The sequence below is a fragment of the Alteribacillus persepolensis genome (genome assembly GCF_900099605.1).
Lineage (GTDB): Bacteria > Bacillota > Bacilli > Bacillales > Marinococcaceae > Alteribacillus > Alteribacillus persepolensis.
Map to the genome: position 1 here is coordinate 14,600 of NZ_FNDK01000006.1, position 20,261 is coordinate 34,860.

Annotated in this window: 17 protein-coding genes; 15 read left to right on the top strand and 2 right to left on the bottom strand. The window is 41.4% G+C overall.

What is annotated here, in order from left to right; all coding sequences use genetic code 11:
• Positions 1-8: 8 nt before the first annotated feature.
• Positions 9-1,298: a homocysteine synthase gene (locus tag BLT18_RS06575; protein ID WP_091272344.1), complete on the top strand. Its 1,290-nt coding sequence runs from the start codon at positions 9-11 to the stop codon at positions 1,296-1,298.
• A gap of 85 nt (positions 1,299-1,383) precedes the next feature.
• Positions 1,384-3,723 (top strand): DNA internalization-related competence protein ComEC/Rec2, encoded by a 2,340-nt coding sequence (locus BLT18_RS06580; protein ID WP_175487394.1) that lies wholly within the window; start codon positions 1,384-1,386, stop codon positions 3,721-3,723.
• Between the two features lie 172 nt (positions 3,724-3,895).
• Here BLT18_RS06580 and BLT18_RS06585 read toward each other — a convergent pair whose 3' ends face one another.
• Positions 3,896-4,033 (bottom strand): YqzM family protein, encoded by a 138-nt coding sequence (locus BLT18_RS06585; RefSeq protein ID WP_091272348.1) that lies wholly within the window; start codon positions 4,031-4,033, stop codon positions 3,896-3,898.
• A 337-nt stretch (positions 4,034-4,370) separates the two neighbouring features.
• Here BLT18_RS06585 and holA point away from each other — a divergent pair, with 337 nt between their 5' ends.
• Entirely contained in the window at positions 4,371-5,420 is a 1,050-nt protein-coding gene (gene holA, locus BLT18_RS06590) for a DNA polymerase III subunit delta (RefSeq protein WP_175487395.1), read from the top strand.
• Positions 5,421-5,437: 17 nt separating this feature from the next.
• On the opposite strand, the gene rpsT is transcribed toward holA, so the two are convergent.
• A complete protein-coding gene (gene rpsT, locus BLT18_RS06595; RefSeq protein ID WP_091272351.1) occupies positions 5,438-5,704 on the bottom strand; it encodes a 30S ribosomal protein S20 in 267 nt (88 codons plus the stop codon).
• Between the two features lie 165 nt (positions 5,705-5,869).
• Here rpsT and gpr point away from each other — a divergent pair, with 165 nt between their 5' ends.
• The 12 genes from gpr (at position 5,870) to mtaB (ending at position 20,244) form a co-directional block, all read left to right on the top strand.
• Positions 5,870-6,982 (top strand): GPR endopeptidase, encoded by a 1,113-nt coding sequence (gene gpr, locus BLT18_RS06600; protein ID WP_091272353.1) that lies wholly within the window; start codon positions 5,870-5,872, stop codon positions 6,980-6,982.
• A 111-nt stretch (positions 6,983-7,093) separates the two neighbouring features.
• Positions 7,094-8,254, top strand: coding sequence for a stage II sporulation protein P (spoIIP, locus tag BLT18_RS06605; RefSeq protein WP_245705199.1), 1,161 nt, complete (start codon positions 7,094-7,096; stop codon positions 8,252-8,254).
• A 1-nt stretch (position 8,255) separates the two neighbouring features.
• A complete protein-coding gene (locus BLT18_RS06610) occupies positions 8,256-8,543 on the top strand; it encodes a hypothetical protein (protein WP_091272355.1) in 288 nt (95 codons plus the stop codon).
• Positions 8,544-8,780: 237 nt separating this feature from the next.
• Positions 8,781-10,607 carry a translation elongation factor 4 gene (gene lepA / locus BLT18_RS06615; RefSeq protein WP_245705200.1) on the top strand — a complete coding sequence of 609 codons (1,827 nt, stop codon included), beginning with the start codon at positions 8,781-8,783 and terminating at the stop codon, positions 10,605-10,607.
• 121 nt (positions 10,608-10,728) lie between these two features.
• Positions 10,729-11,865 (top strand): radical SAM family heme chaperone HemW, encoded by a 1,137-nt coding sequence (hemW, locus tag BLT18_RS06620; RefSeq protein WP_091272357.1) that lies wholly within the window; start codon positions 10,729-10,731, stop codon positions 11,863-11,865.
• Positions 11,866-11,989: 124 nt separating this feature from the next.
• A complete protein-coding gene (gene hrcA, locus BLT18_RS06625) occupies positions 11,990-13,024 on the top strand; it encodes a heat-inducible transcriptional repressor HrcA (protein ID WP_091272359.1) in 1,035 nt (344 codons plus the stop codon).
• Between the two features lie 156 nt (positions 13,025-13,180).
• Complete coding sequence (gene grpE, locus BLT18_RS06630; protein ID WP_091272361.1) at positions 13,181-13,771, top strand: nucleotide exchange factor GrpE; 591 nt, start codon at positions 13,181-13,183, stop codon at positions 13,769-13,771.
• Between the two features lie 36 nt (positions 13,772-13,807).
• Complete coding sequence (dnaK, locus tag BLT18_RS06635; RefSeq protein WP_091272363.1) at positions 13,808-15,649, top strand: molecular chaperone DnaK; 1,842 nt, start codon at positions 13,808-13,810, stop codon at positions 15,647-15,649.
• Positions 15,650-15,976: 327 nt separating this feature from the next.
• A complete protein-coding gene (dnaJ, locus tag BLT18_RS06640; RefSeq protein WP_091272364.1) occupies positions 15,977-17,098 on the top strand; it encodes a molecular chaperone DnaJ in 1,122 nt (373 codons plus the stop codon).
• A 98-nt stretch (positions 17,099-17,196) separates the two neighbouring features.
• Positions 17,197-18,135: a 50S ribosomal protein L11 methyltransferase gene (gene prmA, locus BLT18_RS06645; RefSeq protein ID WP_091272366.1), complete on the top strand. Its 939-nt coding sequence runs from the start codon at positions 17,197-17,199 to the stop codon at positions 18,133-18,135.
• 22 nt (positions 18,136-18,157) lie between these two features.
• Positions 18,158-18,904, top strand: coding sequence for a 16S rRNA (uracil(1498)-N(3))-methyltransferase (locus BLT18_RS06650; protein WP_091272569.1), 747 nt, complete (start codon positions 18,158-18,160; stop codon positions 18,902-18,904).
• 5 nt (positions 18,905-18,909) lie between these two features.
• Complete coding sequence (gene mtaB / locus BLT18_RS06655) at positions 18,910-20,244, top strand: tRNA (N(6)-L-threonylcarbamoyladenosine(37)-C(2))-methylthiotransferase MtaB (protein WP_091272367.1); 1,335 nt, start codon at positions 18,910-18,912, stop codon at positions 20,242-20,244.
• The last annotated feature ends 17 nt before the right edge of the window (positions 20,245-20,261 follow it).

The window sequence follows — 20,261 nt, forward strand, 5'->3', positions numbered from 1 at the left end:
GAGTTGTGATGATGTCAAAAGAAAACTGGAGTTTAGAAACCATTGCGGTTCATGGAGGCCAAGAAATTGATTCAGCTACGCAAGCGCGGGCTGTCCCAATTTACCAAACAACCTCTTATGGGTTTAAAGACACAGACCATGCTGCAAATTTATTTTCGTTAACCGAAAACGGAAATATTTATACGAGAATCATGAATCCTACCCAAGATGTGTTTGAAAAGAGAATGGCAGAGTTAGAAGGAGGAGTCGGTGCATTAGCAACAGCAAGTGGAAGTTCCGCTATTCACCTTGCCATTTTAAACATTTGTCAAGCAGGTGATGAAGTCGTAGCATCTAATGGGTTGTATGGGGGGACGTATAATCTCTTTGTACATACACTGCCCAAATTAGGAATTAACGTTCATTTAGTGGATGGGACAAATCCGGAAGCATTCAAGGAAAAAATAAATGACCGAACAAAAGTGATTTTTGGAGAAATGATTGGTAATCCAAACGGAGAAGTATTAGATATAGAGGCGATTGCAAGCGTTGCCCATAATCATGATATTCCACTAATCGTCGATGCAACATTGGTCACTCCGGCATTATGCCGTCCAATAGATTATGGCGCTGATATTGTTGTACACTCAGCTACGAAGTTTATCGGCGGTCATGGAACATCGATTGGCGGAGTAATTGTAGATGCTGGCAGGTTTAATTGGGACAATGGCAAGTTTCCACAACTAACAGAGCCAGACCCAAGCTATCATGGGATTGTATACACAGAAGCTGTAGGTGAACTTGCCTATATTATCAAAGCACGAGTACAGCTGTTAAGAGATTTAGGTCCTGCGATTGCTCCTATGAACTCTTTTTTGTTACTGCAGGGACTTGAGACTCTTCATTTACGAATGGAACGTCATTGTGAAAACGCAGAAAAGATAGCGGATTATCTCAATGGCCATCCTCTTGTTGAATGGGTAAGCTACCCAGGCCTTTCCTCTCATAAAACATATGATAAAGCCGAAAAATATTTGTCAAACGGCAAAGGGGCTATACTAACGTTTGGTATTAAAGGTGGTACAGAAGAGGGGAAAGCCTTTATTAACGCGTGTCAATTACATTCCCATGTTGCTAACGTTGGTGACGCTAAGTCATTAGTAATCCATCCGGCTAGTACGACACATCAGCAATTAACGGAAGAAGCCCAATTATCAGCAGGGGTGTATCCGGAATTAATTCGCTTATCGGTAGGCATTGAACACGCAGATGATATTATTGCTGATATTGAGCAAGCGCTGGAAAAGAGCCGAAGATAAGAAAAACGGGGCGGAGCAGTTTCCGCCCTATATTTAACATATATGCACATAAGCGGCCCCATATTTTGCGATAGGTGTGATGCCTTTGTACAAACACAGTTTGACATGGCTTTTAGGCCCGCTTGCAAGTACAAGTCTGGCAATAAGCGATTTTTCTTCCGGGTCCATGCTGTTTTTGTGTATGGTTGTTCTCTATTACTTCTGTTTTGTTCGACATCGTCAAACCGCTATTTTTGTAACGCTGATCAGTATTTTATTATTTGTCCGTACAGAAATGGTGATCATGTCAAATGAAACGATGTTAACAGGCGGAGAGTCTGTGGTAACAGGAACAGTCGTAGATGGACCGTTGCGAGACGGCAGCCAAGCGGACATGACAATGCGCCTGTCTCACGGCGAATCATTGCTCGTACGCATTTCGCTTGAGGAACGTACCGATGTTGAAAAGCTTCAAACACTTTCTCCCGCTGCATTTTGCCACGTAAACGGACAGCTTACCTCCCCTCATCCTTCAAGTAATTTCTACGCATTTGATTATTCCCATTACTTAAACACACAAGGTATCCACTGGATTTTAGAAACGAGCCTCCGCGATTTGTCGTGCCGTACAGGCAGCAGTTGGTATCCATCAGATATCATAAAAAAATGGCGTCATGCCGGCATTCAAAAAATACAAACTGCTTTTAATCATGAACTGCAAGGCATTGCGGCTGCACTTATTTTTGGAGAGCGGCATTTGCTCGATACAACGGTTGAAGAAGCCTATCAACAGCTCGGCCTCATTCACTTATTAGCTGTATCGGGTCTGCATGTGGGGCTTATATCTGGCAGCTTGTACTACCTTTTACTTCGCTGCGGGGTGACGAAAGAAACGGCAGAAAATATACTGCTTATTATCCTGCCGGTGTATATCATTTTAGCCGGTGCTGCTCCGTCTGTTGTAAGAGCAGCGTCAATGGTAATGTTGTATATACTTTTAAAGAAATGGAAGAAACACCATTATGCATTGGACGTGCTTGTATTTTTTGCATTATGTTTGTTGTTCTACTCCCCCTACTACTTGGTACACGTTGGATTTCAGCTTTCATTTATCGTGAGCGCTGCTCTTTTATTGTCGGGACAGGTTATCCAAAAAACTCCCCGCGTGTTGATAAGTTTGACGATTACTGGCATCGCTCAAATAGCAGCACTGCCAATTATTTTATATCATTTTTATGAATTTTCTCTGCTTAGTTTAGTGTTCAACTTCTTCTTTATTCCATTTATTTCATTTGTCGTACTGCCTTCCGTTTTTATACTGTATTTTTCCTTCTTGTTGCTGCCAGAAGTGGCTGAAGTCCTTTCCATTCCTCTCTCGCTTATAGTAGAACACACCCATTCCCTCTTGCTTGCCGCGGCGCAGTGGAAGGCGTTTCAACTTATTTTGGGAAAGCCTTCAATATTCATTTCCGCCGGTTTAGCTTTTTCTGCTTTATGGTTATTTTATCGATTTGACCGGTACAGGTATCATAAAAAAGCAGTGCTGCCTGGTGTGTTATGGATGGCGGTGCTTGGCGTGCAGTGGATAGAGCCTTTTTTTGATAAATATGGATATGTTACGTTTCTTGATGTGGGACAAGGAGACAGTATTGTAATCGAATTACCTTTCAGGCAAGCAGTATATGTCATTGATACAGGCGGTGCTATTTCATATGAACAAGAGGCGTGGGAAGAGAGAAAGGTACCGTATAATCCCGGAAAGAGTGTGGTAGTTCCTTATCTTAAAGCGAAGGGAATATCAACTATTGATAAATTGATCATTACACATGGACATGTCGATCATTATGGCGGAGTATTAGCTGTAGCAGATAATATAGTTGTTCGTCAAGTGATGTATGGACATGGACGTGCGTTTTCTGAAGAAGAGCAGGAATTATTGTCTAACATCCATCATCAGAATATTCCGATACAGTTTGTGAAACAAGGAGATGGATGGAAAGAGAGAAGCGCCGTTTTTCACGTATTATCTCCAAAAGGGACAGAAGAAAGTGGCAATCATCGTTCTATTGTATTAAAAGCAGCATTTGGTGGAGTGACGTGGCTGTTTACAGGGGACTTGGAGAAAGAAGGCGAGCATACGCTGCTTGAGACATTTCCGTCTCTAAAAGCAGATATGATAAAAATTGCCCACCATGGAAGCAGCACTTCAACAACGGAGCCGTTTATATCTCAAGTACAGCCAAAAATGGCTTTTATTACTGCAGGCAGATGTAATCATTTTGGACATCCTCATACAGAAACCATTAATACGTTACAAGCACATCGCATCAAAACGTTTCGAACTGATACACAAGGAGCGATTAAAGTAACATTTGACAACCACGCTCCTGTTCATCTTGAGCATAAACGCAGCGCCAATGATGCACCCATAGATGAGTGTAAATAAAAAACCTTGTTTCTTAACAAGGTTTTTCCATAGACGACAGAGCATCATTTTAACATGTTTTAACTGTGATGAGCGCCCAGCCGTTCAGATTTCTTTACTTTTCTTTTAGGTAAACTGTCCTGTCTAAGCGTTCGAATCTTTCACGGCTGGCTGTGCGCTTTTCATACACGTTTTAGAACTTGCTTGCTACGTCTACGACGGTTGCAATGATAAAAATCAGCGAAAAGAATACAAAGGAATAAATAAAAGCAACGACGGAATCGTTAAAATCATTCCGTTTGCTTTGTACGTCCTTTTCAAATTCGTTCATCATGAACCCCTCCTTGACAGTGCACTCTTTTCCTAGTATAAGACAAGGTTCTGCAAAAATCCATATCGATGCTGAATTTATGTTGCTTCTTAAAGAAAGGAGGAGATTGGCCCTGCTGTAAAGAGTTGTCACCTATAAGCGCGGCATACATAGGATAACCTAAAAGAGAGAAAATGAACATCGTTGATGGAAAGGGTTCCTAGGCCTTTTTATCAACGTTTATCATAAATGGAAAGTGTCCTGGCGGCACTTTCCTTTTCCAATATCCGATGTTTGTTTGCTAATTATGGTATGATAGAGGTGAAAATATCACCTGGCCATAATGGAGTGCTATCGTATGGATTATTTAGAACTAACACAACAACTGCAAAAAGGAAATGTAGAGCCTTTATATTTATTATACGGCAAAGAAGAGTTTTTCATCAAAAATATTACGGAAAAAATTGTATCTGCTGTTTTGACAGAGGAAGAGCGAGATTTTAACTATTCGGTGTATGACATGAAAGAAACTCCTGTTGAAATGGTTGTAGAAGAAGGAGAAACACTGCCTTTCTTTGGTGAAAAGCGAGTCATCTTAATGAAAAATAGTTATTTTCTTACCGGGGTGAAAGATAAAGATAAAATTGAACATCATTTACCCTCTTTTGAAAAATATATAGAGAAGCCGGCAAATGAAACGGTTATCATTGTCACGGTATCTCAAGATAAACTCGATGAGCGGAAAAAAGTTGTCAAGAAATTAAAAAAACAAGGCATCGTTCTCGAAGCTTCTCCCTACGATGAGCGCAAAGTACACCAATGGATGGATACATATTTGCACGAAAAAGAGATGGAGATGACTAAAGACGCCAAAGAGTTAATGGTGCACCGAGCGGGAAAAGATATGATGATGCTTGCTTCGGAAATGGATAAATTATCTTTATATGTGACAAACAGCAATCAAATCACCGGAGAAGCAGTTGATAAACTTGTGTCTCGAACGTTAGAAGATAACGTGTTTGAATTGGTTGACTGCGTGGTGCGGGGACGGACAGAGCATGCACTTAGTATTTATTTTGATTTAATGAAACAAAACGAAGAACCTATTAAGCTGCTGGTTCTTTTAGCCAGGCAGTTCCGCCTGATTATGCATGTGCAGCAGCTAAAAAAGCGTGGATATACACGCCAGAAAATTGCCTCCCAGCTAAAAGTACATCCGTTTGCTGTCAAAGTGGCAGAAGGCCAGATGAACGCTTTTACCAATCAAATGCTGGCAAGTATTTTAAAAGAGTTAGCGCAAGCAGACTATGAAGTCAAAACTGGGAAAATGGATAAGTCGCTTCGAGTAGAAATGGCAATTACAAAAATAGCCGCATTTTATACAGATATACAAAAAACGACTCGTTAAGGAGTCGTTTTGTTTCGTTATTGGGCAATGTCATTTAAGCGCTGCTGCATATCAGATTTTACACGAGCTGCCGTGTTTTTATGAATCATGTTTTTGCCAGCAGCCTTATCTACTTTTTTAACTGCTAATTGAAAGAGTTCTTTAGCACCTTCAACGTCTTTGTTGTCAGCTTTTTTGTTGAACTCTTTAATAGCAGAACGCATCGCAGTTTTAAATGCTTGCTGCTTTTCGCGTTGAGTTTCATTTATAAGTACGCGTTTCTTTGCAGATTTAATATTTGGCATGTCTGTCACCTCCTTATCGAGTTCACGCTGTCCTGTCTAAGCAATGTGAACTAAACAGGATTCTAACAAAAAACAGGTAACCGTGCAAGATAAGAATAATTTATGTGCACTGATTCATAATAACATTAAAATCACCTTTGATGTTTGAAGAAAGCAGGTGGATATATGAAAGAAGAATTAGATTTGTCCCCTTTTTCAGTGCGCACTGATTTAGCGATAGAGGAGAAAGAGTTACTAGAGGAAAAAGAACTGCAAGGACAGGCGAAAAAAACAGAAAATGGCATTTGGATACAAGAAAAAGAAGAAGATGATGTGAAAATTACCCGTGTAAAAATCAAAGAAAAAGGCGCAGAACAAACAGGAAAAAAACCCGGAGAATATTTAACATTTGAAGCACAAGGAATTAGAAAACAGGATACAGAATTGCAAAAACACTTAGAAGGTCTTTTTGCTCGTGAATTTTCCGCTTTTTTAGAGCAGCTGAATATTGCAAAAGATGCCTCTTGTCTTGTCACAGGGCTTGGCAATTGGAATGTAACGCCTGATGCATTAGGGCCAATGGTCGTTGATAAATTAGTCATTACAAGACATTTGTTCAAAGAAGCACCGGAACATGTTGAGGAAGGTTTTCGTCCTGTCAGTGCGTTTGCTCCTGGCGTGATGGGAATGACGGGAGTAGAGACGAGTGATATTATTTCCGCTGTCATTGATCAAACGAAACCAGATTTTGTGCTAGCAATTGATGCATTAGCTTCACGGTCTATTGAACGAGTCAATACAACGATTCAAATTTCAGATACAGGGATTCATCCAGGTTCTGGGGTTGGGAATAAACGGAAAGAACTCAGCATGGACACACTTGGTATTCCAGTGATTGCGATTGGTATTCCAACGGTCGTTGATGCGGTATCTATTACTAGCGATACCATTGACTTCATTTTAAAGCATCTGGGAAAAGAAATGAAAAGCGAAGACTCCGCGGGGCGTGCCCTGACACCTGCTGGAATGACATTTGGAGAGAAAAAGGAATTAACGGAAGAAGATATGCCAGATGAAGAGAAACGAAAAGCGATGCTTGGTATGGTTGGCGGCCTGGAGGAAAGAGAAAAGCGTCAGCTGATTCAAGAAGTGCTTGCACCTTTAGGACATAACTTAATGGTTACTCCTAAAGAAGTGGATGTGTTTATGAAAGATATGGCAAATGTGGTTGCAGAGGGGCTCAATGCAGCATTGCATGAAAGCATTTCACAAAACAGCACAGGGACCTATACGAAATAACTATTTTCCGTCTGCAAAGCAAGTTTTGCAGGCGGATTTTTGTGTCTTCCTTGTATCAAGGTTCTAATCTAGCAGGTTCTGTTCATAGATTGGAGCAAGGAGGAAGAGACAATGACCTATCACGTAAAAAAGAAAAAAACAACTCAAAACCGGTTGAGCATTAAGCAAATAGCAGCAGTTGGGCTGAGCGGCTATTTGTTTATTATGTTTTTCATTGCCGTCCTTACTTCCGTTGAACACGATCGGTATTTCTCTTCTCGGAACTTGCATACGTGGAGTACGCAAATACAGCATGAATGGCTGACATCCTTTTTTGTATATGAAAATCGACATTATTTGAGTGCTGAAGATATCAACAATCCTCCCGCTTTATCTCAGGTGATATTTGAATTTGCCACGAGGCTGGATATGCAGGATCCAAGAACATTATTAGGCAGAGAACTGCCCGGTTTTGCTTCTTTTGATGGAAAAATTGTCGTTGCAGGTGACGGCACAGATTTTACGAACATGCCTGTAGAGTCGGCGCCGCCGATGGAAGTTTTAATGGAAGAAAGAGAAGCAACATCGAAACGATTAGAACTGGCAGAAGAGGATGAAAGAAATCAAGAGCAGCAGACAACAGGACAGGCCCCTGTCGCCCATATTATTCATTCTCACAGCAGAGAATCATACTTACCCGAATTAAAAGACGGTACAACGGTTGCTTTTCACCCTGAAGTGAATATCACACTTGTCGGTGACCGGCTTGGACAAAAGCTGGAAGAACACGGGATCAGCACAAAAGTGGATAAGACGGATATTGAGCAAAAACTGCACGAAAATGGCTGGGATTTTCCAAGGTCTTACGATGTATCACGTGAAGTCTTACAAGACGCGATGGCAGAACATGAACAGCTGGAACTGTTTTTTGATTTGCATCGTGATTCGCAAACACGTGACATAACTACTGTTACAATCAATGGGGAAACAATGGCGCGAACAATGTTTGTGATTGGAGAAAACAACCCACATTATGAAAAAAATTTAGAGATGGCAACAGACATGCACAATAGATTAGAAGAAAGTTATCCGGGACTAAGCCGCGGTGTTATTACAAAAGGAGGCGGCGGAGCGAACGGACGTTACAATCAAGATTTGTCGGAAAAGTCTGTGCTTATTGAAATGGGCGGTATTGAAAATAACTTAGAGGAAGCCTACAGAACGGCTGATATTTTAGCGGAAGTAATTAGTGAACAATATTTTGATGCGCAATCGGTAGAGGGAGGAGAATAAAGTGAAAGGTATTTCTTTAATGCTTGCAGCCGGAGTGTTGTTTTTATCAGGAATCATTACCGGATATCATTATGCACACACTCATTGGATGGAGGATGAACCGACAACAGCCGCTGTGACAGAACAAGAGCCCTCTAAAAAGAAAGAGCAGCCAGGCGCAAACGAGAAGAAGCTTTCTGAAGATCTGCTGGAAAAACAAGAGCGTTTGCAAGAAAAAGGGGCAGATAATTTATTTTCGAGCATTGGCCAATCCTTTGATATTTTTCATCCGAGTGACAGTGTCCAATAAATATAGAAACAGCTGACAGAGTAATGATTGAATAACTTCTTGACGATTGATATAATGTACAGCAGTGTATGAGTGCGGAAGATGGCAGCAGTTTATGCTGCTTTATACTGTTTTGAACCAAAGATTGTGCGCATGATAAACAAGATAGTAGGCAGGGGGAACGGCGAGTCCTCTTACTATATTGTTGGCTGCAACCGTTCAAATGCTTGCGCGTTTCTTAATAGGAGTGAATATAGAGTGAATAACAAGGAAAGAAAAGAACGACAAACGAACATTCGAAATTTCTCTATCATTGCCCATATTGACCATGGCAAATCAACACTAGCAGACCGAATACTCGAATCTACCAGTGCTTTAACGCAAAGAGAAATGAAAGACCAAATGCTGGATGCTATGGATTTAGAAAGAGAAAGAGGAATCACGATTAAGCTGAATTCTGTGCAGCTAAAGCATAAGCACAGCGATGGTGACGAATACATTTTTCATTTAATTGACACACCGGGGCATGTCGATTTCTCCTATGAAGTATCAAGGAGTTTAGCAGCATGCGAAGGGGCGCTGCTCATTGTTGATGCTGCACAAGGCATTGAAGCACAGACGCTTGCAAACGTCTACTTGGCATTGGACAATGACTTAGAAATCATTCCGGTCATTAATAAAATTGACCTTCCGAGTGCAGAGCCGGAACGTGTTAAGCAGGAAATTGAAGATGTGATAGGTTTAGATGCTTCCGAGGCGATTTATGCATCAGCAAAAAGCGGTATTGGAACAGAAGAAATACTAAACCAGATTGTAGAAAAGATACCGGCACCAAATGGTGACCCGGATGCTCCGCTGCAAGCCCTTATCTTTGACTCGCTGTACGATACATATCGAGGGGTTATTGCCTACATTAGAGTAAAGGAAGGCACAATTAAACCGGGACAGAAAATCAAAATGATGGCAACGGGAAAAGAGTTTGAAGTCTCAGAAGTTGGGGTATTTACGCCAAAGCCTGTTGCTTGTGATGAACTGACAGTTGGAGATGTTGGCTTTTTAACAGCATCTATTAAAAATGTTAGTGATTCGCGCGTAGGGGATACAATTACCAGTGCGAAAAATCCAGCTGAGCATCCGCTGCCTGGTTATAAAAAGATGAACCCAATGGTCTTTTGCGGCATGTTCCCAGTGGATGCTAATGATTATAATTCGCTGCGCGATGCCTTAGAAAGACTGGAGTTAAATGACAGCTCTTTGCAGTATGAAGCGGAGACATCTCAAGCGTTAGGATTCGGTTTTCGCTGTGGGTTTTTAGGGCTTCTTCATATGGAAATATTGCAGGAAAGAATCGAACGTGAGTATGGCATTGAACTTATTACGACAGCGCCAAGTGTTGTCTATAATGTGTATTTAACCGATGATGAGGTATTAGAGATTGACAACCCGTCTAATATGCCGAATCCGCAAAAAGTAGCCTCTGTAGAAGAACCATTTGTAAAGGCAACGGTAATGGTGCCAAACGATTTTGTCGGTGCGATTATGGAATTGTGCCAGAAAAAGCGCGGTGAGTTTGTCGATATGCAGTACATGGATGAAAACCGCGTGAATATCGTGTATAACCTGCCATTAACGGAAATTGTTTATGATTTCTTTGATCAACTGAAATCTAATACAAAAGGCTACGCTTCGTTTGACTATGAATTTATTGGATATAAAGAGTCTAATTTGGTGAAAATGGACATTTTGTTAAATGGAGAATCGGTAGATGCGCTGTCGGTCATTGTCCACAGGGAATCGGCTTATGAACGCGGCAAAGCTATCGTGGAAAAGTTAAAAGATTTAATTCCGCGGCAGCAGTTTGAAGTGCCAGTGCAAGCAAGTATTGGACAAAAAATTATCGCTCGTTCTACCATTAAAGCAATCCGCAAAAACGTCTTGTCTAAATGTTACGGCGGCGACATTACACGTAAAAGAAAGCTGTTAGAAAAACAAAAAGAAGGAAAAAAGCGGATGAAGAGCGTCGGGAAAGTAGACATCCCCCAAGAAGCATTTATGTCTGTTCTGCGAATGGACAATGATGACTGATTGTTTTGAAGAGGTTGTCCCAGCGACAAAGAGAGTCCTTTGCTTCGGCGACAGGTCTCTCTGTTTTGGGGGAACCTCTCTTTTTGTTCTTTCTGCCATTTTTAACGAAGTAGGTGATGACATGGCTCCAACAGCAATGTATGTTCATATTCCATTTTGTAAACAAATATGTTATTACTGTGATTTTAATAAGTTTTATATAGATAACCAACCGGTCACAGAGTATGTTCAAGCGTTAAAACAAGAAATGACCTATGCTTTTCAGGATAAAGTACTGCCTCTTTCCTCTATATATATTGGAGGAGGAACACCTACAGCGCTGTCTATCGAAGACTTGGAGACGGTTCTTACTGATATTCACGAAAACACGCGTCTTGATAAGGGCGGGGAATTCACCGTAGAAGTAAATCCCGGTGAAGCAGATGCAGATAAATTGCTGATGATGAAAAAATTGGGCGTGAACCGATTAAGTATTGGCGTGCAGGCTTTTCAAAACAGCTTATTAAGCAAGATCGGCCGAACCCACTCGGCAGAAGAAGCACAAGAGACAATTGCATTAGCAAAAAAAGCCGGTTTTGAAAACATCTCTATCGATTTGATGTTTGGCCTGCCGGGTCAAACGATGGAGATGTGGGAAGAAACCATTCAAACGATGCTTGCGTTGGATATTCCTCATGTGTCTGCATACTCACTAAAAATTGAAGAGAAAACGATGTTTTATAATTGGTATCGGCAAGGGGCGCTAGAGCCAATGCCAGAAGATGAAGAAGCGCAAATGTATGAAAAGCTCACTTCTTTGCTTTTTGATGCCGGTTATGATGCTTATGAAATCAGCAATTTTGCTAAAAAAGGCTACGAAAGCCAGCACAATCAAGTCTATTGGAAAAATGAAGAGTATTTTGGATTTGGTGCAGGGGCTCATGGTTACCTTGATGGTGAACGTTACATGAATACCGCTCCGTTAAACCATTATATAAAAGCAGTGCAGCATGAAAAAACAGCAGTGAAAGAGCGGCACAGTGTGTCATTGAAAGAAAAAATGGAAGAAGAAATGTTTATGGGACTGCGTATGAAAAAAGGAGTAGACGACAAACGCTTTAAAGAAAAATACGGCTGTTCTTATTTGGAAGTGTTTGAGAACGCTGTACCCGCTTTAATCAAGCAAGGGCTCTTGATTAATACAGAAGGGTCTTTACGTTTAACTGAAAAAGGACGTTTGCTTGGCAATGAGGTGTTTGAACAGTTTTTATTGGATTGAAAAGGCAGATGGGAAAACGCATGAAAATATTGTGTTGGTGGATTGACAAACGCGGTGCCGTTTGATAACTTTACATTAGATTTAGCACTCGTATTAAAAGAGTGCTAACAGAGGTGATGTTGGCATGCTTACAGACCGCCAATTGTTTATTTTACAAGCGATTATTGATAACTATATTCAGTCAGCGGAACCAATTGGTTCGAGAAGTATTTCTAAAAGCGAAGGCATAAGTTACAGCCCAGCTACGATTAGGAATGAAATGGCAGATTTGGAAGAACTCGGATACTTGGAAAAGCCGCATAGTTCCTCTGGAAGAATCCCATCAGAAAAAGGGTATCGTCACTATGTTGACCATATGTTGTTACCTCACCGATTGTCGGAAAAAGAAATAAAAAATGTGAAGTCGCTTTTTGCAGAAAAAGTGATGGAGACAGAAGAGGTTGTGAAACAATCAGCAACCATTTTATCAAGTTTAACAAGTTATGCTTCGATTGTATTAGGACCAGAAATTTTTGAGTCTAAATTGAAGCAAATTCAAATTATACCGTTAAACATGCGCGCTGCTGTAGCTATTTTAGTGACGGATACGGGACATGTAGAAAATCATACAGTGACACTGCCGGAATCATTAGACGGCTCAGACCTTGAAAAGATTACCAACATACTAAACGACCGCTTAGAAGGAGTGCCGCTGTATAAACTGCAAGAAGAAATTTATAAAGAAGTGGCAGGTTTGCTGAAACGGCATGTGTCAAGCTTCCATGATGCCTTGCGCTTTACACTTGATACACTGCAAAAAAGTAAACACGAAAAAGTGTTTTATGGCGGAAAAACAAACTTGCTGTCTCAGCCGGAGTTTAAAGACATTGATAAAGTAAAATCTATCTTTGAGCTGCTTGAGCAAGATGACACCGTTCATGATTTATTAAAGCCAGATCAGGATGGACTTGTTATTAAAATCGGTCAGGAAAATGATTATGAAGCTTTTGAAGACTGCAGTATCATTTCAGCTGCATACACGTTTGATGGCAAGCCGGTTGGAACAGTTGGTATCGTTGGGCCAACAAGAATGGAGTACCCTCGAGTGATTGGTTTAATCCAACTTTTGTCAGACGGGTTATCGGACACATTGACTAACTTGTATAACAACGGAAAGTAATGATAATATGTACATTTGGCAGCGGGAGAGGAGCTCACTCTCCTCTCTCTATGTCTTTATGCATATAAGGATGGCGATGTATAAAATAAGGCGTTGTGCGTATCCTACCAATCGGTATAACAGAGGAAAACCAAGTAAACACAGGAGGTGAAAGGGATGAAAGAAGAAAACCAATTCATGGATCAAGAAGCTGAAGTAAAAGACAATACTGAAGCAGATGAATTAGAGGAAACCGCACAAGAAGAAACAGCGGCAGAAGACGATGAACAAGTCGATGGAAAGAATGTGAGCGAGGAGCAAGAAGAAATTGAAAAGCTCAAACAAGAAGTGGAAGAATGGAAAAATCGCTCATTACGGGCTCAAGCCGATCTTGACAATGTTCGCCGCCGCACAAAAGAAGAAAAAGAAAAAGCTGCAAAATATCGAGCCCAAGATTTAATAGAGTCACTTCTTCCTGTGTTAGATAATTTTGAGCGTGCTATTAGTGTTAAGCCGGAAACAGAGGAAGCAGTTTCTTTGCATGAAGGAGTAAATATGGTGTATACACAGCTCTTTGAGGCTGTACAAAAAGAAGGGCTGGAAGTGATTGAAACAGAAGGCCAGGTATTTGACCCTGAAAAGCACCAGGCTGTCATGCAAGTCGAAGAAGAAGGGTTTGACTCTAATCAGATCGTGGAAGAATTACAAAAGGGCTATCAACTAAAAGATAAAGTGATTAGACCAGCTATGGTAAAGGTGAATGCATAACTACATAGTTGAATATAATAGGAGGCTGACAAGACAATGAGCAGAGTTATTGGTATCGACCTTGGAACAACAAATTCTTGTGTAGCAGTAATGGAAGGTGGGGAAGCACAGGTTATTCCAAATCCTGAAGGCAATAGAACCACACCTTCCGTTGTAGCGTTTAAAGATGGCGAACGCCAAGTAGGGGAAGTAGCGAAGCGTCAATCTATCACAAACCCAAATACTGTACAATCCATCAAGCGTTACATGGGAACTGACCATAAAGTAGAAATTGAAGGAAAAGAATATACACCGCAAGAAATTTCCGCAATCATTCTGCAAAAGCTAAAAAGCGATGCAGAAAGTTACTTAGGAGAAGACGTTTCTAAAGCTGTCATTACTGTGCCTGCTTATTTTAATGACTCCCAACGCCAAGCAACCAAAGATGCTGGGAAAATTGCAGGTCTAGAAGTCGAGCGTATCGTCAATGAGCCAACTGCTGCCTCTCTTGCATACGGCTTGGATAAAGAGGATGACCAAACAATCTTAGTCTATGACCTTGGCGGTGGAACATTTGACGTATCTATCCTTGAGCTTGGAGATGGATTTTTTGAAGTGAAATCAACTTCTGGTGACAACGAGCTAGGTGGGGACGATTTTGACCAAGTCATCATCGATCATCTTGTATCTGAATTCAAAAAAGAAAACGGCATCGACTTATCTCAAGATAATATGGCAATACAGCGTTTGAAAGATGCAGCGGAGAAAGCGAAAAAAGATCTTTCTGGTGTAGCGCAAACACAAATTTCCCTGCCATTTATTACAGCGGACTCCAGTGGTCCAAAACACCTTGAGCTGACGTTGACACGAGCTAAATTTGATGAGTTGTCTGCTCATCTGGTAGAGAAAACAATGCAGCCAACACGCCGTGCGTTGCAAGATGCCAGCTTAAGTGCGAGTGAAATTGATAAAGTTATCCTCGTTGGTGGTTCGACTCGTATCCCAGCTGTGCAAGAAGCAATTAAAAAATTAACCGGAAAAGATCCGCATAAAGGGGTAAACCCTGATGAGGTTGTAGCACTTGGTGCAGCGGTTCAAGCAGGTGTACTTTCCGGTGATGTAAAAGATGTTGTTCTTCTTGACGTTACCCCGCTTTCCCTTGGTATTGAAACAATGGGCGGTGTAACAACGAAGCTAATTGAGCGTAATACAACAATCCCAACAAGTAAATCACAAGTGTTCTCAACCGCAGCGGATAATCAGCCGTCAGTGGATATTCATGTACTTCAAGGGGAGCGCGAGATGGCAGCTGATAATAAGACATTGGGCCGTTTCCAATTGACAGATATTCCACCAGCTCCACGCGGTGTACCGCAAATTGAAGTAACATTTGATATTGATGCGAACGGTATTGTAAATGTACGTGCTAAAGACTTAGGAACAAACAAAGAGCAATCTATTACGATTACTTCTTCTTCTGGTCTTTCTGAAGAAGAGATTGACCAAATGGTAAAAGATGCAGAAGAAAATGCTGAAGAAGATAAAAAGCGTAAAGAAGCAGTGGAAGTGCGCAATGAAGCAGACCAACTTGTCTTTACAACCGAAAAAACGCTGGAAGATCTTGGTGACAGTGTGGACCAAGCCGAAAAGGATAAAGCCGAAGAAGCGAAAAGTAAAGTAAAAGAAGCGTTAGAAGGCGACGACATTGAAGCTATCAGAACGGCAAAAGATGAACTGCAAGAAATCGTCCAGCAATTGTCTACGAAGTTGTATGAGCAGGCTGCGCAGCAAGCACAGCAAGCACAAGGCGCTGCAGATGGCAACGCACAAGGCAGTGCGAACGACGACGTTGTGGATGCAGATTATGAAGAAGTGGAAGATGACGAGAAAAAAGATTAATATAGTTGATGTGTTTGGGGAGAACCTTCTTCGATAAACTTACCGTCTCTCCCCCCCTGTTAAGGGACTTACAGGAAATATAGGAATAGAATAACATGTGTCGGTAAAAGGGGCTGTCCCAATGGAAAGTAAGTTGTGCTACATTCCGGGTCAGCTCCTTTTTGCCATGTGCGCGTCATCAACAGCAAAAAGCAGGGACGGGTTTAGAAACAGACAAAAGAGAGAACAGACTGAAATAAACGGCGGTTATTTCTTGCGTGCAGTTGCTGAACGCTCATTTAGAATGATATGATAATCGTTATGGATAAGGGAACGGGAGTGAAGAAAATGAGTAAACGTGATTATTATGAGATATTAGGGGTAGATGAAAATGCTTCTACCGATGAAATAAAGAAAGCCTATAGAAAACTAGCGCGGAAGTATCACCCTGATGTCAACAAAGAGGAAGGCGCCGAAGAGAAGTTTAAAGAAGTAAAAGATGCGTATGATACATTAAGCGACCCGCAGAAAAAGGCTAATTATGACAGATTTGGACACGCTGATCCAAACCAAGGTGGATTTGGCGGTGCTGGAGGCGCCGGTGATTTCGGTGGATTTGGTGATATTTTTGATATGTTCTTTGGAGGCGGCGCAAGAAGAGACCCTAATGCCCCGCGTCAAGGCTCGGATTTGCAGTACACCATGACAATTACGTTTAAAGAAGCTGCTTTTGGAAAAGAAACGGAAATCAACATTCCTAGAGAAGAAACATGCGGAACGTGTCACGGTAATGGTGCAAAGCCTGGCACAACTCCTGAAACATGCAGTAAATGTGGAGGCGCTGGACAGTTAAATATTGAACAAAACACACCATTTGGACGTGTTGTTAACCGGCGTGTGTGTGATCGCTGCCAAGGTACTGGCCAAATGGTCAAAGAACGGTGCAGCACTTGTGGCGGAGATGGCAAAGTCCGCAAAAATAAAAAAATCAGCATTAAAGTACCTGCTGGTGTGGATTATGGCCAGCAAATCCGTGTTGCAGGCCAAGGAGAGCCTGGTGTAAACGGCGGCCCACATGGTGATTTGTATGTTGTCTTTAATGTGAAGTCGCATGAGTTCTTTGAACGCGATGGTGATGATGTATATTGTGAAATGCCAATTACTTTTGCACAGGCAGCGTTAGGAGATGAAATTGAGGTTCCGACGCTTCGCGGTAAAGTGAAACTAAAGATACCGGCAGGTACACAGACAGAAACAAGTTTCCGTTTACGTGGAAAAGGTATTCCTAATGTTCATGGCCGGGGGCAGGGAGATCAACATGTAAAAGTGCGTATCATTACGCCGAAGACATTAAGTGAGAGACAAAAAGAGCTTATCCGGGAATTTGCTGAGCTAAGCGGCGATGAACAAGTGGACGAACAAAGTCATAATTTCTTTGATAAAGTAAAACGGGCTTTTAAGGGAGAATAATCAGCTTGTTGTGGCAAGGCGCATAAGCAGTGTCCTCTTTCTATCTGTAGGTGCGGCCAAAGAGACTTACGTATTTTTTGAATAGAGCAGGTGAAAACGTGAAGTGGATGGAGTTTAGTGTGCATACAGCACAGGAAGCAGTGGAACCAATATCAAACATTTTGCATGAATCCGGGGCGAGTGGTGTAGTGATTGAAGACTCCAATGACCTTGTAAGAGAGTGGAATGGAGCCGAAGACGAAATTTTTGAGCTTTCTCAAGAAGATTATCCGGACGACGGGGTACTAGTAAAAGCGTATTTTCCGTTGAACAGCTTTTTAAAAGAAACAGTAGAGGAAGTAAAACAGTCCATAAATGATTTGCTTCAACATAATATTGATGTCGGCCGAAATGAAGTGACGTTAACAGAAGTTCACGAAGAAGATTGGGCACAAGCTTGGAAAAAGTACTATAAGCCGGTGAAAGTGTCCAACTTTATAACGATTGCTCCCAGTTGGGAGAATTATCAAGCCGCTGCAGATGATGAGCTTGTGATTGAACTGGATCCGGGTATGGCATTTGGAACGGGCACACATCCGTCCACTGTTCTATGTCTGCAGTTGTTGGAAAAACTCATAAAAGGCGGCGAGTATGTTATAGACGTTGGAACAGGCTCTGGAATTTTGGCAATTGCAGCTGCAAAACTTGGAGCAAAAAAAGTGGAGGCTCTTGATGTGGATGAAACAGCTGTGGAAAGTGCACGTTCTAATTCCTCCTATAATCATACGGAAGCGGCGGTAACAGTCAGACAAAACAACCTGCTGGAAAATACTAAAATGAAAGCTGATGTGATTGCCGCTAATATTTTAGCTGATATTATTCTTCGTATGGTCGATGAAGCTTATGAGCGCTTAAATACGAATGGCTGCTTTATTACCTCTGGGATTATTGCAAGTAAAAAAGATGAAGTAAAAAAGGCATTGCTGCAGAGCGGTTTTGCCATTGTGGAAGAGCAGATGATTGATGATTGGGTGGCTTTGGTCGCACAAAAAAAATAAAACCTTGCTGGAGTGGCTTGGGATGCAAAGATATTTTGTAGAACCGGAAAATATAACAGATTCTTACGTGCTGGTGACAGGTGAAGATGTAAAGCATATGACAAAGGTTATGAGAATGGAAACGGGCTCTCACATTATCTGTTTGGATAACCAAGGGAAACAAGTGCTGTGCCAGATTAGTGAAATGACACAGAATGAAGTGCAAGCAGACATTCTAGAAACCCTGGACAATTATAATGAACTGCCCGTTTCGGTGGCGGTCGCACAAAGTTTAATTAAAGGAGATAAACTCGACCTTGTCATTCAAAAAGGTACAGAATTTGGGGCTGCAGCCTTTTATCTCTTTGCAGCAGATCGTTCTGTGGTAAAATGGGATGGCAAAAAAGTTCAAAAGAAAGTAGATCGCTTAAAAAAGATAGCAAAAGAAGCAGCAGAACAGTCAGGACGGCTGTATATTCCTTCTATTTATTATGTTCCTTCTTGGAAAGAAGTGTTACAGCAGACTAAAAATTATAGTACCAGTGTGCTGTTTTATGAAGAAGATGCAAAAACACAAAGCCACGGCGGTTTAAAAGATGTGCTGCAATCTTCGCCTGAGTCTATTATGGCGGTGATTGGCCCTGAAGGCGGCGTGAGCGAAAAGGAAGTAAATGATTTAAAAAGGGAAGGCATAAAAAATATTAGCTTAGGTCCGAGAATCTTACGAAGTGAATCTGCTTCGCTTTACTTTCTCGCTTGCTTATCTTATCAATTTGAATTATTGAGGTGAATGTTATGGCAACAGTTGCTTTCCATACACTTGGCTGTAAAGTGAACCACTATGAAACGGAAGCAATTTGGCAGCTTTTTGAAAAAGAAGGCTACGAAAAAACCGACTTTAACAAACGGGCAGATGTTTATGTTATCAATACGTGTACCGTCACGAACACTGGTGATAAGAAAAGCCGTCAAGTGATTCGAAGAGCCGTGCGGAAAAATCCAGATGCTGTTGTTTGTGTGACGGGGTGTTATGCACAAACTTCTCCTGCAGAAATTATGGACATACCAGGTGTTGATGTTGTTGTCGGAACACAGGACCGCTCTAAGATGATTGGGTACATTGAACAATTTCAAAAAGAGCGCACACCTATTAATGGTGTGAAAAACATTATGAAAACGCGTGTTTATGAAGAATTAGATGTGCCTCACTTCACAGATCGAACCAGGGCTTCTCTAAAAATTCAAGAAGGGTGCAACAATTTCTGTACATTTTGTATTATTCCGTGGGCGCGCGGGCTTTTACGTTCGAGAAATCCAGAGGATGTACTGGCACAAGCAAGGCAGCTCGTGGACGCTGGTTATAAAGAAATTGTTCTGACCGGTATTCATACAGGCGGATATGGCGAGGATATGAAAGGCTACAGTTTAGCTGATTTATTAGTGGAACTAGAGAACGTAGAAGGTTTAAAACGTATCCGCATTTCGTCGATTGAAGCAAGCCAGATAACTGATGAAGTCATTGATGTTATCGATAAGTCCAAAAAAATTGTAAACCACCTTCATATCCCGCTGCAATCAGGATCAAACACTGTGTTAAAGCGGATGAGAAGGAAATATACGACTGAGTTTTTTGCAAAGCGTGTGCAAAAACTAAAAGAAGCTCTTCCTGGTTTAGCTGTGACGTCTGATGTTATTGTTGGATTTCCTGGTGAGACGGAAGAAGAGTTCCAAGAAACCTACCGTTTTATTGCAGAAAATAAATTTTCCGAATTACACGTATTCCCTTATTCAAAGCGGACGGGTACACCGGCAGCGCGCATGGATAACCAAGTAAGTGATGACGTCAAGCAAGAACGTGTGCACCGCTTAATAGAGCTTTCCAACCAGCTGGCAAAAGAATATGCTTCTCATTATGAAGGAAGTGTTTTAGACGTTATTCCGGAAGAAAAAGATAAGGACTCCGGTTTATTAACAGGATACACATCCAACTACATGAAGGTTCAATTTGCAGGAACAGAAGACATGATAGGAAAAATTATAAAGGTAAAAGTAGCGGAACCTGGGTATCCGTATAGCCGAGGGGAATTTGTTCGAGTGGCAGATGACCACGAAGAAATGTTACTAGCCTAAAATTTGTATAGAAAGGA

What these genes read in the sequence shown, in the direction of transcription:
- BLT18_RS06575 (WP_091272344.1), top strand. Translation starts at nt 9, where the DNA reads ATGATGTCAAAAGAAAACTGGAGTTTAGAAACCATTGCGGTTCATGGA.
- BLT18_RS06585 (WP_091272348.1), bottom strand. Translation starts at nt 4,033, where the DNA reads ATGAACGAATTTGAAAAGGACGTACAAAGCAAACGGAATGATTTTAAC.
- holA (WP_175487395.1), top strand. Translation starts at nt 4,371, where the DNA reads ATGGATTATTTAGAACTAACACAACAACTGCAAAAAGGAAATGTAGAG.
- rpsT (WP_091272351.1), bottom strand. Translation starts at nt 5,704, where the DNA reads ATGCCAAATATTAAATCTGCAAAGAAACGCGTACTTATAAATGAAACT.
- gpr (WP_091272353.1), top strand. Translation starts at nt 5,870, where the DNA reads ATGAAAGAAGAATTAGATTTGTCCCCTTTTTCAGTGCGCACTGATTTA.
- spoIIP (WP_245705199.1), top strand. Translation starts at nt 7,094, where the DNA reads ATGACCTATCACGTAAAAAAGAAAAAAACAACTCAAAACCGGTTGAGC.
- hemW (WP_091272357.1), top strand. Translation starts at nt 10,729, where the DNA reads ATGGCTCCAACAGCAATGTATGTTCATATTCCATTTTGTAAACAAATA.
- hrcA (WP_091272359.1), top strand. Translation starts at nt 11,990, where the DNA reads ATGCTTACAGACCGCCAATTGTTTATTTTACAAGCGATTATTGATAAC.
- grpE (WP_091272361.1), top strand. Translation starts at nt 13,181, where the DNA reads ATGAAAGAAGAAAACCAATTCATGGATCAAGAAGCTGAAGTAAAAGAC.
- dnaK (WP_091272363.1), top strand. Translation starts at nt 13,808, where the DNA reads ATGAGCAGAGTTATTGGTATCGACCTTGGAACAACAAATTCTTGTGTA.
- dnaJ (WP_091272364.1), top strand. Translation starts at nt 15,977, where the DNA reads ATGAGTAAACGTGATTATTATGAGATATTAGGGGTAGATGAAAATGCT.
- BLT18_RS06650 (WP_091272569.1), top strand. Translation starts at nt 18,158, where the DNA reads ATGCAAAGATATTTTGTAGAACCGGAAAATATAACAGATTCTTACGTG.
- mtaB (WP_091272367.1), top strand. Translation starts at nt 18,910, where the DNA reads ATGGCAACAGTTGCTTTCCATACACTTGGCTGTAAAGTGAACCACTAT.